9 protein-coding genes and 1 pseudogene are annotated in these 12,298 nt (G+C 62.0%); 4 read left to right on the forward strand and 6 right to left on the reverse strand.

Annotated elements, in window-relative coordinates; all coding sequences use genetic code 11:
* Positions 1–62: 62 nt before the first annotated feature.
* From P3T24_RS09665 to P3T24_RS09680, 4 genes are all read right to left on the reverse strand, one after another.
* The gene (locus P3T24_RS09665) at positions 63–1,574 is read right to left on the reverse strand and encodes an NCS1 family nucleobase:cation symporter-1 (protein WP_074264030.1); all 1,512 of its coding nucleotides are present in this window, start codon (positions 1,572–1,574) and stop codon (positions 63–65) included.
* Positions 1,575–1,709: 135 nt separating this feature from the next.
* Positions 1,710–3,029, reverse strand: a complete 1,320-nt coding sequence (preA, locus tag P3T24_RS09670; RefSeq protein ID WP_429434106.1) for an NAD-dependent dihydropyrimidine dehydrogenase subunit PreA — start codon at positions 3,027–3,029, stop codon at positions 1,710–1,712.
* Between the two features lie 80 nt (positions 3,030–3,109).
* Positions 3,110–4,456, reverse strand: a complete 1,347-nt coding sequence (locus P3T24_RS09675; protein WP_429434109.1) for an NAD(P)-dependent oxidoreductase — start codon at positions 4,454–4,456, stop codon at positions 3,110–3,112.
* 159 nt (positions 4,457–4,615) lie between these two features.
* Positions 4,616–5,896 (reverse strand): Zn-dependent hydrolase, encoded by a 1,281-nt coding sequence (locus P3T24_RS09680; RefSeq protein ID WP_429434112.1) that lies wholly within the window; start codon positions 5,894–5,896, stop codon positions 4,616–4,618.
* 331 nt (positions 5,897–6,227) lie between these two features.
* Between P3T24_RS09680 and P3T24_RS09685 the strand changes: the two are divergent.
* The 4 genes and pseudogenes from P3T24_RS09685 (at position 6,228) to P3T24_RS09700 (ending at position 10,579) form a co-directional block, all read left to right on the forward strand.
* Positions 6,228–6,969 (forward strand): annotated as a pseudogene (locus P3T24_RS09685) (TetR family transcriptional regulator C-terminal domain-containing protein).
* Between the two features lie 14 nt (positions 6,970–6,983).
* Complete coding sequence (locus P3T24_RS09690; protein ID WP_429434114.1) at positions 6,984–7,838, forward strand: alpha/beta fold hydrolase; 855 nt, start codon at positions 6,984–6,986, stop codon at positions 7,836–7,838.
* Positions 7,839–8,116: 278 nt separating this feature from the next.
* Positions 8,117–8,359: a hypothetical protein gene (locus P3T24_RS09695; RefSeq protein ID WP_143787484.1), complete on the forward strand. Its 243-nt coding sequence runs from the start codon at positions 8,117–8,119 to the stop codon at positions 8,357–8,359.
* A gap of 78 nt (positions 8,360–8,437) precedes the next feature.
* Positions 8,438–10,579, forward strand: a complete 2,142-nt coding sequence (locus P3T24_RS09700; RefSeq protein ID WP_074264024.1) for a phosphocholine-specific phospholipase C — start codon at positions 8,438–8,440, stop codon at positions 10,577–10,579.
* Positions 10,580–10,675: 96 nt separating this feature from the next.
* On the opposite strand, the gene P3T24_RS09705 is transcribed toward P3T24_RS09700, so the two are convergent.
* On the reverse strand, positions 10,676–11,977 hold the full coding sequence (locus P3T24_RS09705) for an MSMEG_0569 family flavin-dependent oxidoreductase (RefSeq protein ID WP_429434117.1): 1,302 nt from the start codon (positions 11,975–11,977) through the stop codon (positions 10,676–10,678).
* 25 nt (positions 11,978–12,002) lie between these two features.
* Positions 12,003–12,287 (reverse strand): MSMEG_0570 family nitrogen starvation response protein, encoded by a 285-nt coding sequence (locus P3T24_RS09710; RefSeq protein ID WP_074264022.1) that lies wholly within the window; start codon positions 12,285–12,287, stop codon positions 12,003–12,005.
* Positions 12,288–12,298: the final 11 nt, after the last annotated feature.

A 12,298-nucleotide genomic window follows, 5' to 3' on the forward strand; every position in this document is an offset into this window, starting at 1 on the left:
CGTTGCTGCTGCATCGGCGAGGCACGGGTGGTTTCAACATCCGTGCCTCGCCGATGCCTGCCTTATGCGCTGGCAACCCGCGCACTCGGCCCTTTGCTGAATTTCATCCACGCGGTGTAGACGATGGACGCGAGTGCAAGACCCACGAACCACGCATACGTGTAGAGCGTATTGAAGAACGCCGGCACGTTAGGGAACGTCGCCGGAAACGCGGTATGCAGAAAACCCGGCAGATTCGGCAAGACCCCCACCAGCAGCGCCACCACGGCGCCGATATTCCAGCCACCGGTGTAACTGTACTCGCCGTTCTCGTCGAACAGTTCGCGCTGATCGAGCTCTGTACCGCGAATCAGAAAGTAATCCACCATGAGGATGCCGGCCACCGGTCCGAGCAAGGCCGAATAGCCCACCAGCCACGTGAAAATATAGCCCTGCGTCGTCGCCAGGATCTTCCACGGCATCATCACGATCGCGATGGTCGCGGTAATCATGCCGCCCACGCGATACGAAATACCCTTGGGCCACAGGCTCGAAAAATCATACGCGGGCCCGACCAGGTTGGCCGCGAGGTTGCAGCACATCGTATCGAGCGTCAGGATCACGAGCGCAACGCCTACGCCAATGCCGGTCATGCGGCTCGTGAGATCGATAGGATCCCAGATCGCTTTGCCGTAAATCACCACGGTAGCCGAGGTCACCACCACGGAAATGACCGAGAGCAACGCCATCGGCGCGGGCAAGCCGATCGACTGGCCGATGATCTGATCGCGCTGCGAGCGGGCAAAGCGCGTGAAGTCGGGAATGTTCAGCGCAAGCGTGGCCCAGAAGCCCACCATCGCGGTAAGCCCCGGCCAGAACGTCGCCCAGAACAGGCCTTCCTTCTTCCCGCCAGCTACGAACTGCGACGGCGCCGAGAGCATCGAACCGATTCCGCCGGCCTTCGAGGTCGCCCACCACACGAGCGCAATACACATCACCACCTTGATCGGCGCCGACCAGCTCTCCAGCCAGCGGATCGAGTCGGTGCCATGCACAATGAAGTAGATCTGCAGGGCCCAGAACACAAGGAAACACGCCAGCTGCCCAAGCGAAATATCGAGGAACGGCAGCGCATCGCCATGCAGTGCATTGCCGGTCAGGATATTGAGCAGCGTATAGATCGCGCTGCCGCCAAGCCACGTTTGAATCCCGTACCAACCGCAAGCGACAATCGCACGCAGCATGGCCGGCAATTTCGCCCCTTGCGTGCCGAACGACGAACGCACCAGCACCGCATACGGAATGCCGTGTTTCGCCCCGGCGTGCCCAATCAGCAGCATCGGCACGAGCACGATCAGGTTGCCGAGCAGCACGGTAACAACCGCCTGCCACGGCGACATGCCCTGCTCCGTCAAGCCGGCGGCGAGCATGTACGAAGCGATATTCATCACCATCCCCACCCACAGCGCGGCGAAGTGATACCACTTCCATGTGCGCTGCGCGACGCCGGTTGGAGCCAGGTCGTCGTTGTAAAGGCTGCTGGCTTGCGCGCCGGCCGCTAGCTGCGGATCGACGGTTTGCGCTGTCTGCTTCATTGAAGTATCTCCACTTCGTCGTTGTGGCCTGCGCCTCTTCTCGCGATGCTTCAGGAGACGTCAGGCCGGATGGGAACCAGGTTCAGTACGAGCGCCTCGTTTGCTACGGGTTCTTCCTTGTTATGCGTTACTACGTCAGGCTGCCTTCACGGCGGCCTGCTGCCCGACCTGCGGTGCTGCCTGCTGCGCCGGCGCATTCGCGCTCGCCGGGTTGTTCGGATGTGTGGTCCAGTTGGCGTACTCACCGGCGTCGACGCGTTCCATCGTGATGCACTCGTCAACCGGGCAGACGTGCATGCATAAGTTACACCCAACACACTCGGAGTCCACCACTTCAAAATGCCGTACGCCATCCTTTTCGCGCATAATGGCCTGATGCGCGGTGTCTTCGCAGGCGATATGGCACAGCCCGCACTGGATGCACTTGTCCTGATCGATGCGCGCCTTGATGTCGTACTTGAGATTCAGGTACTTCCAGTCGGTCACGTTGGGCACCGCGCGGCCGCGAATGTCGTCGAGCGTGGCGTAACCTTTTTCGTCCATCCAGTTCGACAGGCCGTCGGCGAGGTCGGAGACAATTCGGAAGCCGTAGTGCATTGCCGCCGTGCAAACCTGCACGCTGCCTGCGCCCAGCACGATAAATTCCGCCGCGTCGCGCCATGTCGAAATGCCGCCGATACCGGAGATCGGCAGATCAGGGGTTTCGGCATCGCGCGCGATTTCGGCCACCATGTTCAGCGCGATCGGTTTGACCGCCGGGCCGCAATAGCCGCCGTGCGTACCCTTGCCGTCGACAATCGGCATCGGCGCCATCACGTCGAGATCCACGCCCACGATCGAGTTGATCGTATTGATCAGCGAGACGCCGTCCGCACCGCCCTTGTAGGCCGCGCGCGAACCCATGCGGATGTCGCTGATGTTCGGCGTCAGCTTGACGAGGCACGGCAGCTTCGTGCCTTCCTTGACCCAGCGCGTGACCATCTCCACGTATTCGGGCACCTGCCCCACTGCCGAGCCCATGCCGCGCTCGCTCATGCCGTGCGGGCAGCCGAAATTCAGTTCGACGGCATCGGCGCCGGTGTCTTCGACCAGCGGCAGGATCCATTTCCAGTCGCTTTCGTTGCACGGCACCATCAGCGAGACGATCAGCGCGCGGTCCGGCCAGTCGCGCTTGACCTGGGCGATCTCGCGCAGATTGACGTCGAGCGGACGGTCCGTGATCAGTTCGATATTGTTCAGGCCTGCGATACGTTGGCCGTTCCATTGCACTGCGCCATAGCGCGAGCTGACGTTGACCACATGCGGATCGAGGCCGAGCGTTTTCCAGACCACGCCGCCCCAGCCTGCTTCGAAGGCGCGGTTGACGTTATAGGCTTTGTCGGTCGGCGGCGCGGAGGCGAGCCAGAAGGGGTTCGGCGAAGTGATGCCGGCAATCGTACAACGCAGATCGGCCATGTTCGGCTCCTTGGGACTTTGTTTTATCGTGAGGTCGGGTGAGTGGCTTTGCCAGGCGCAGTGCGCTCGCTTGCGGATCGCTAGGCGGCCTTGACTGCCGTGCGGGCGAAGTGCGCATCGATGGCGGCGGCGGCAAGCTTGCCGTCCTGCACCGCCTGCACAGTCAGATCGACGCCGCCCGTCGCGGCGCAATCGCCACCGGCCCACACATCGGGCAATGAGGTCTGCCCGTTCGCGTCGACGGCGATCCGGCTGCCATCGAGTGTCAGCAGGTCACGCTCCACGCCCACTGCCACCAGCGTCTGGCCGATTGCCTTTAACACCATGTCCGCCTCCAAAACGAAACGTTCGCTGCCCTCCGCCGAGTTGCGCTCGAACTCCACACCCGTCACATTGCCGTCACCGCCGATCAGGCGAACCGGCTTCGCATGCGTGATGAGCGTCACCCCCTGGCTCTGCGCAAACTCGCGTTCAGCCCACGTCGCGCTCATCGTCTCCACACCGCGACGGTAGACCATCGTCACCGTCGTGGCACCCAGCTTGCGGCTTTGCACCGCGGCATCCACCGCCGTGTTGCCACCGCCGATCACGACGACGCGGCGGCCAACCGGCACCGTCGCAAGATCGCTCGCCTGACGCACCTGCTCGATGAAATCGACTGCGTCAAGCACACCGCCGAGCGCTTCGCCTTCCAGCGCCAACTCGCGCACGCCGGTCAGGCCGATCGCCAGAAACACCGCGTCATGTTGCTTGCGCAGCGCATCGAGACTGAGGTCGCGCCCAAGCGTCACACCGTTTTTGATTTCGATGCCGCCTACCGAGCACAGCCACGCCACTTCGCGCTGGGCGAAATCGTCGACCGTCTTGTACGCAGCGATGCCGTATTCGTTAAGACCACCAGGCTTTTCATGCGCGTCGTAAATCGTCACGCGATGCCCCGCCACCGCCAGCCGATGCGCACATGCCAGCCCCGCCGGACCCGCGCCGACGACGGCCACATGACGCCCGGTGTCGGCCGCGCGCCTGAATAGCACCTCGCCGCGCGCCATCGCCCAATCGGTCGCGTGACGTTGCAGCGCGCCGATCGCCACCGGCTTCTCGTCCTGATGATTGCGCACGCATGCCCCTTCGCACAGGATCTCGGTCGGACAGACCCGCGCGCACATGCCGCCCAACGGATTCGCCGAAAGAATGTCGTGGGCCGCGCCTTTCAGATTGCCGTTGCCGATCTTGCGGATAAAACTGGGAATATCGATCTGCGTCGGACACGCCTGAATGCATGGAGCGTCGTAGCAGTAATGGCAGCGGCTCGCCGCCACCGCTGCGGCGGCCGGATCGAGCAAGGGCGAGATATCGGCGAATTCGCAGGAAAGCTGCTCGGGCGACAGCCGATGCGGGGCAATGTCGCCGGTTTGCTTGATGGCCATACACGTTCCTTCTTGAATGTGAGGACGTAGCCGTACCCGCCGGCTGCACGCGAGCGCAGTCGGGACGGCTTGTTTTATAGGTGATGCGGTCAGGCCTTTCTAAAGGCGCCAACGCCCGGTTGAAATACGCGGCGCGGCGCCCCCTTCATCCTTCAAAGCTCATGAAGCCGGTTCGCAGGCACGCTCCAGCATGGCGTGCAGCAGCACATTGGCGCCGGCTTCGATCCATTCGAGCGTGGCGTCCTCGATCTCGTTGTGACTGATACCGTCGACGCATGGCACAAACACCATCGAGGTCGGTGCGACCTGCGACAGATAACAGGCGTCGTGTCCCGCGCCGGACACCATGTCGCGATGCGGATAGCCGAAGCGCTGCGCGGCGGCGCGCACCGACTTCACGCAGGCCGCGTCGAAAGCGACGGGCTTGTAATAGAAAATCTGCTCGAGCTCGGTTTCGAGGCCAATGCCACTCGCGATCTTTTCGACGCCTTCGCGTAGCGCGGCATCCATCTTCGCCAGCACGGCATCGTCAGGATGACGAAAGTCCACGGTGAAAAACACGCGGCCCGGAATCACATTGCGCGAGTTCGGGTGCACCTGCATCATGCCGACGGTCGCGCAACCGAACGGCGCGTTGTCGAGCCCGATGCGATTGACGAGATCGACTACCCGTGCCGCGCCGAGCAACGCGTCGCGACGGCGCGGCATTGGCGTCGGGCCCGCGTGCGCTTCCTGGCCGGTCAGCGTGATTTCGTACCAGCGCTGCCCTTGCGCATCGGTCACGACGCCGATCGTCTTATGTTCCGCTTCGAGAATCGGCCCTTGTTCGATATGCAGCTCGAACGCCGCATGCAAGGGCCGGCCGCCGCACGGCACATCGCCTGCATAGCCGATGCGCTTGAGTTCCTCGCCGATCGTCTTGCCGTCCACGTCCTTGCGCGACAAGCCGTATTCGAGCGTAAACACGCCGGCAAACACACCGGAGGCGACCATCGCCGGAGCAAAGCGCGAGCCTTCCTCATTGGTCCAGATCACCACTTCGATCGGATGTTCGGTTTCGATGCCGTGATCGTTCAGACTGCGAATCACTTCAAGTCCGCCCAGCACACCGTAGATGCCGTCGAAACGCCCGCCGGTGGGTTGCGAATCCGCATGCGAGCCGGTCATGACCGGCAGCGCGTTCGGGTTGCGCCCGGCACGCCGCATGAAGACATTGCCCATCTGATCCACCGTGACCGTGCAGCCCGCCTCTTTGGCCCAGCTTACGATCAGGTCACGCCCCTGCTTGTCGAGATCGGTTAGCGCCAGGCGGCAGACGCCGCCTTTAGGTGTCCCGCCGATTTTCGCCATCGTCATCAGGCTGTCCCACAGACGCTTGCCGTCGACCTTGATCGACGTATCGGGTTCAGCATGCTTTAACGCCTCGGATACCGCGTTCATTCGTCTCGCTCCTTTCGATGAACCGACCTTTCTGCTGCGATCACACATCGCGCCAAATAAAACTGGTGCATTTACGGCTGATTTTAGGGCGTTTTCGCACGGCTGCGGTGCACGTGGATCGCCTTCTCACCCGCACCCGGCAAAGGGCTAACCCTGGGGTATCGCCCGCTCATCCAATCCTGTCCGATTGGACAGGTTGTAGACGATTAACGCCGCCAAATCAATGCTTTTCGTACGTGGGCATATAGAGCGAAAAGCGTGCCATTGCGATGCAGCATGCCGCATTGGCGCGCAGCGAATGAGCGTGTCCAAAATCTTGCGAACGACTAGAATGAAGCGCGACGCGGCATACGAGCCGCGCGAGGCCAACAATGAGACACGACGAAGTGGCAGCCGACATCGCGGGAAACGACGACACCCCCACACCTTTGCGGCGGCGCAAGGCGCACATCCGCGAATCGAACGAGGCCCATCTGCTGGCCTGTGCGGAAGCGGTATTCGCCGAGCGGGGACTGGAAGGCGCCAGCACGGCGATGATTGCCGAACGTGCAGGCTTACCGAAAGCTAACCTGCATTACTACTTCCCTACGAAACTGGCGTTGTATCGCAGGGTGCTCGAAGATCTGTTCGAAGACTGGCATCGTGCCGCGGATACGTTCGAGGGCAGCGACGATCCAGTCGAAGCGATCAGCGGCTATGTGCGGGTGAAGATGGAGTTGTCGCGGCGGCGGCCACTGGGCTCGAAAGTGTGGGCCAACGAAATCATCCACGGTGCGGAGCATATGCAGGATATTCTCACGCAACGTGTGAAGCCCTGGCTCGAGAGCCGCGTGAAAGTGATCGACGACTGGATCGCACGCGGTTTGCTCGCACCCGTGAGCGCGCAAACCCTCATGTACATGATCTGGGCGACCACTCAGCACTACGCCGACTTCGACGCGCAGATTCTGGCACTCGGCGGCAAACGTGCGCTGACGCAGAAGGCGTTCGAAGCCTCCACCGAGGAAGTGGTGCAACTGGTGATTCGTGCATGCGGTGCGGTATCGCCTGCTGCGAACCGGACTCAACCGTAACGACGTTGTCACGCATGCACACCCAGGCCGCAACGGACGGCACAGCAACCGCAAGCGAATTCGCCATCTTGCCGGCCACCTCCACACGCGAGGCGCTGCGAATCGAATACCAGTGGATCAATGCCGAATTGCGCACGGCGCCGATCGCGTTGTTTCTGCATGAAGGACTCGGCTCGATTGCCATGTGGCGCGGCTGGCCGCAACAGCTCTGCGACCAGCTCGGCATGCGTGGTCTCGTCTATTCGCGTCCCGGCTATGGCCACTCGACGCCGCGACCACGCGATACCGTCTGGCCGGTCGATTATCTGAGCATTCAGGCACGCGACGTTTTGCCGGCGTTGCTGGAAGCATTGCGTATCGGGCCCGAAGAACGCGCACGCATGTCGGTGATCGGCCATAGCGACGGCGCTTCGATCGCGCTGCTATACGCCGCTTCGCTTCCGCGCCTGCTGGCAGGCGCTATCTCTATCGCGCCGCATGTGTTCGCCGAAGATATTTCGCTGCAAGGAATCGCCGAGACCAAAGCGGCCTACGAGCACGCCGGCCTGCGCGAGAAGCTCAGCCGCTTTCACGCCGATGTCGATTCGGCGTTCTACGGCTGGAGCGACATCTGGTTGAGCCCAGCTTACAGAACGTGGAGCATTGCCGAGGAATTACGCGCGATCCGCTGCCCGTTGCTTGCAGCACAGGGGTACGACGATCACTACGGCACGATGGCGCACCTCGATACGATCGCCACGTGCGTACCTCAGGCACATCTCCTCAAGCTCGATGCCTGCGGACACTCGCCGCATCGCGACACGCCTGACGCGCTCAACGCGGCGATCGTCGCGTTTGTCAGGTCTGTCGCGACCACGCAAAGTGGTTAATTGCGCAAACATACACAATTACAACTTCTTCCCCAACGTTCATAAATCTTACACAGGTAAGTAGTTATCCTTCGACGGTGCTGAGCCGGGGTGCGTCACCTTGGCCAATGTCCCCCCAATACCGTCAAAGGCCTCCCATGTCTTCCAGGTCTGAGCGAAGCGAGCTGTTCGAATCCCAACCCCCGGGTAAACGTTTGGCGGCAGCACCACGCGCGCGGCTGCGCACGTTCGGAAGAGCGGCATTGGCGGCGTCATTGTGTGTCTGCGTAAGCGTCACTTTGAGCGCATGCAGCAACGACGACGACAAGGCACCTGAAACGGCAACGACGACCTCAGATCAGGTCAACTCCGCGCCGCCCGCGCCCTACGCGATGCCGCAAAACGTTGCCACCCAGGCGGCGCCGGCGGCAGCAGCCGGGCTGCCGCCCAACGCCTTCCAGACACCGCCGCCGACCGCCGCCCAGGTCGGAGCCGCGGCATCCGACAGTCTTGTAACACCCGTGATTCACACCGTTGATTAAGGTCGTCCGACTCCCCGCGCCGGTTCTACCCGTTGCTCACCGTCGCGCATATTCCTTCCCTGAAGATCGAAGCCCAACATGACATCAAAAAATCGCCGTGATTTTCTGCGCGCAGCCGCCTCGGCTGCGGGTTCTGCAACCGCGTTGAGCATGCTGCCCCTCGGCATTCGCAACGCACTCGCGATTCCCGCCAACAACGCCAAAGGCAATATCCAGGACGTCGAGCACATCATCATCCTGATGCAGGAAAACCGCGCATTCGACCACTACTTCGGCACGCTGCGCGGCGTGCGCGGCTTTGGCGACACGCGCGCCATCACGCTGCCCACCGGCAACCCGGTGTGGTACCAACCGCTCACCGAAGGCATTACCGCTGACGCGGGCTACGTGCTGCCGTTCCGTCCGAGCGCGCCGAATCTCGGCCTGCAGTTCCTGCAGGATCTGGCGCACGACTGGGACACCACGCACACGGCATGGAACGGTGGCTTGTACAACCAGTGGGTGCCTGCGAAGGGCACCACGACGATGGCGTACATGACGCGCGACGACATTCCGTTCCATTACGCGCTGGCCGACGCATTCACGATTTGCGACGCGTATCACTGCTCGCTGCTGGGACCGACCGACCCGAACCGCTACTACATGTGGACCGGCTGGGTGGGTAACGACGGCAGCGGCGGCGGCCCGGTGATCGACAACTCCGAGCTCGGCTACGGCTGGTCGACGTATCCGGAAGTGCTGCAAAACGCCGGTATTTCGTGGAAGATCTATCAGGATATCGGCACCGGCCTGAACGCGGCCGGTTCGTGGGGCTGGGGCTCCGATGCGTATATCGGCAACTACGGCGACAACTCGCTGCTCTACTTCAACCAGTATCGCAACGCGACGCCGGGCAATCCGCTGTACGACAAGGCGCGCACCGGCACCAACGTGGCAAACGGCGGCACTTACTTCGATATCCTCAAGCAGGATGTGACCAACAATACGCTGCCGCAAGTCTCGTGGATCGTCGCTCCGGAAGCGTATTCCGAGCATCCGAACTGGCCCGCGAACTACGGCGCATGGTACGTCGATCAGGTGCTGCAGGTTCTGACCTCCAACCCGGAGGTGTGGAGCAAGACGGTGCTGCTCATCAACTACGACGAAAACGATGGTTTCTTCGATCACGTGCCGCCCCCGTTCGCACCGGCTTCGAGCGCCAACGGCCTGTCGACTGTCGCCAACACCAACGAGATCTATCTGGGCAACGGCCAATATCCGGCCGGCGAAAATGTGAACGGCCCGTACGGCATGGGTCCGCGCGTGCCGATGATCGTGGTGTCGCCGTGGTCGAAGGGCGGTTATGTGTGCTCGCAAGTGTTCGACCACACGTCGGTGATCCGCTTTATCGAAAAGCGCTTCGGCCACAATCACGACCTCGGCGAATCGAATATCACGCCGTGGCGCCGTGCGGTGTCCGGTGACCTGATGTCCGCATTCAACTTCGTCAATCCGAACGACGCCACGCCGACGCTGCCGAGCACGACTGGCTACGCTCCGCCGGACCAGTTGCGTCATCCGGACTATGTGCCGGTTCCGCCGCTCGTGCAGGCCGTGCCGAAGCAGGAACCCGGCGTGCGCCCGGCGCGCGCACTGCCCTACGAATTCTTCGTGCGGCTGCGCAGCGGCGCATCGCAAGGCAAGATCGCACTGGGCTTCGTGAACAGCGGACAGGCCGGCGCAGCGTTCCTCGTCTATTCGACCAACAGCAGCACGGCACCGCTCACTTACACCGTCGAAGCCGGCAAGCGCCTTGACGACCAGTTGCCGCTCAACGCCAACGGCACCTACGACTACACCGTGTACGGCCCGAACGGCTATCTGCGCCGCTTCGCCGGCAAGCCGGTGGCAGCGTCGAACTGGTGGAGCAAATCGGAAGTGGCCAATCCGGAAGTGGCTGAAGGCTACGATGTCGCCAACGGCAATCTGCAGTTGCGTCTCGAGAACCAGGGTACGGCACACTGCGAGTTCACTATCACCAATGCGTACGATCCGAGCATGGTGATCCGGCAAAAGGTGGCCGGCGGCAAGACGGACGAGATCTATCTCGACCTGCGCGCCGCTTATGGCTGGTACGACCTGACGGTGACCGTCGATACCGACCCGACCTTCACGCGGCGCCTTGGTGGCCACGTCGAAACGGGACACAGCAGCTTTAGCGATCCGGCATTGGGCGCTTGAGCATCGGATAGCGACGCTTAAATCGCTAACCGTCGAAACACTGCCTGAACTGCGAGACTTCTGCGCAGTCCAGGCAGTTTTGTTTTGTCACGCCTCTCAAGCCGCCATCGACGCACACGTCGCGGCCCGCTCACGCTCTTTTGCCAGAAGCGCCTGCACGACGTATTCCGTATCGCGCGCAATTCCCGAGAAGCGGCCCGAGCCCCATGTATGCAACCACGGCAAGCCGACGAAATACAATCCTTCGACCGGCGTCACGCCGCGGTGATGGGCCGGATAGCCGCGCCCGTTGAACACCGGCGCATCGATCCAGCTAAAGTCGGGCGTAAAGCCGATACACCAGATGATCGATGTAATACCGCTCGCTGCAAGTTCGAGCGTCGCGCGTTCGTGCGGCGGCTGCCATAACGGCTCGTAGGGGGCGCCCGGCGGCGCGCTGATGCCATTCTTTTCGATGAAAGCGTCGATGCTTGCATTGATGCGGTTATACGTGTCGTCCGCATCGTCGAGATTGGCCGCGAGATTCGGCTGGAAATGCAACTGTCCATCGCGCAGATCTTCTAGCCGCCCGTATAATTCCATGCCCTCGGCGGCGAAGCGGCGCAAGTCGATATCGCGTCCACCGTCGCGGCCGGTCACATAGTGATTGGTGTTGTCGCGCACCCCTTCGCGCAACGGATGTTTTTCTACCGGCATATCGTAGTACTGCATATCCGCGAGCCAATCCACCACATCGCGCCCGCGATAAAAGCGTGCGCAGCGCGGCGCCTCGCCTACGGCGAGCACCACCTTGCGGCCGGCCAGATGCAGGTCCTCCGCGATTTGCGCACCGGACTGCCCTGAGCCTACCACCAGCACCGCACCTTCTGGTAGCGCCTGCGGATTGCGATACTCAGACGACTGCAGCTGCACGATCTGCACTGGCAGACGCTCTGCCATGCGTGGCACGATCGGCGTGTGGTAGCCGCCTGAAGCCACCACGACGTGGTCAGCCGTGAAATCACCCTGCGAGGTGGCCACCGCATAGCTGCCATCCTCCTGGCGCTTCACGCGGCTGACCTGGGTGTGCTCGAGCAGCGGTGCATCCACCATCGCAATGAAGCCATCGAGGTACGCGATGATTTCGTCCTTTTTCATGAAGCCATGCGGATCGTCGCCGGAGTACGGGTAGCCTGGCAACGCGCATTGCCAGTTCGGCGTGACGAGGCAGAACGCATCCCAGCGCTGCTTGCGCCAGGTGTGCGTGACGGTCTGCTTTTCGAGCACGAGGTGATCGACGCCGGCCTGCTTCAGGTAATAGCTGACCGACAGGCCCGCCTGCCCGCCGCCAACGACGAGCACGCTGTAATGGCCATTGCCGCGTGGACCCGCGCTCATGGAATGCGCTGTGTTCGACATGATGCGTCCTTGCAAGTAATAACGTTCAGACCAGTTCGATGACTTTCACGGTGGCGTCCGCGTGGTCGCGAAAGCGCTGCGCGTCGTGTTCGATCTGCGCGAGTTGATCCATCGCTGCCGAGCACGCGAAACCATACTTCTGCCGCACCCGCTCCGAAGCAATGTTGAGCGCCTCACGCGAGCGTTTGACGAAATCGTCGAGCGGATACATATGGCCCGGCGTAAAAAAGTCGCTGACTACCTGTGACGGCGAATAGCAGTTCGCTTCCTCGCCATCGGGCCATTGAATGCGAAAGTGCATGACAGGCATGGGAATTCCTT

The sequence above is a fragment of the Paraburkholderia sp. GAS33 genome (genome assembly GCF_050436645.1).
In the GTDB taxonomy this organism is placed as follows: domain Bacteria; phylum Pseudomonadota; class Gammaproteobacteria; order Burkholderiales; family Burkholderiaceae; genus Paraburkholderia; species Paraburkholderia phenazinium_B.

Bases quoted from the DNA above. Each gene is read 5' to 3' on its own strand.
- preA (WP_429434106.1), bottom strand. From the start codon at position 3,029: ATGGCCGATCTGCGTTGTACGATTGCCGGCATCACTTCGCCGAACCCC.
- P3T24_RS09675 (WP_429434109.1), bottom strand. From the start codon at position 4,456: ATGGCCATCAAGCAAACCGGCGACATTGCCCCGCATCGGCTGTCGCCC.
- P3T24_RS09710 (WP_074264022.1), bottom strand. From the start codon at position 12,287: ATGCCTGTCATGCACTTTCGCATTCAATGGCCCGATGGCGAGGAAGCG.
- P3T24_RS09690 (WP_429434114.1), top strand. From the start codon at position 6,984: ATGCACACCCAGGCCGCAACGGACGGCACAGCAACCGCAAGCGAATTC.
- P3T24_RS09680 (WP_429434112.1), bottom strand. From the start codon at position 5,896: ATGAACGCGGTATCCGAGGCGTTAAAGCATGCTGAACCCGATACGTCG.
- P3T24_RS09665 (WP_074264030.1), bottom strand. From the start codon at position 1,574: ATGAAGCAGACAGCGCAAACCGTCGATCCGCAGCTAGCGGCCGGCGCG.
- P3T24_RS09700 (WP_074264024.1), top strand. From the start codon at position 8,438: ATGACATCAAAAAATCGCCGTGATTTTCTGCGCGCAGCCGCCTCGGCT.
- P3T24_RS09705 (WP_429434117.1), bottom strand. From the start codon at position 11,977: ATGTCGAACACAGCGCATTCCATGAGCGCGGGTCCACGCGGCAATGGC.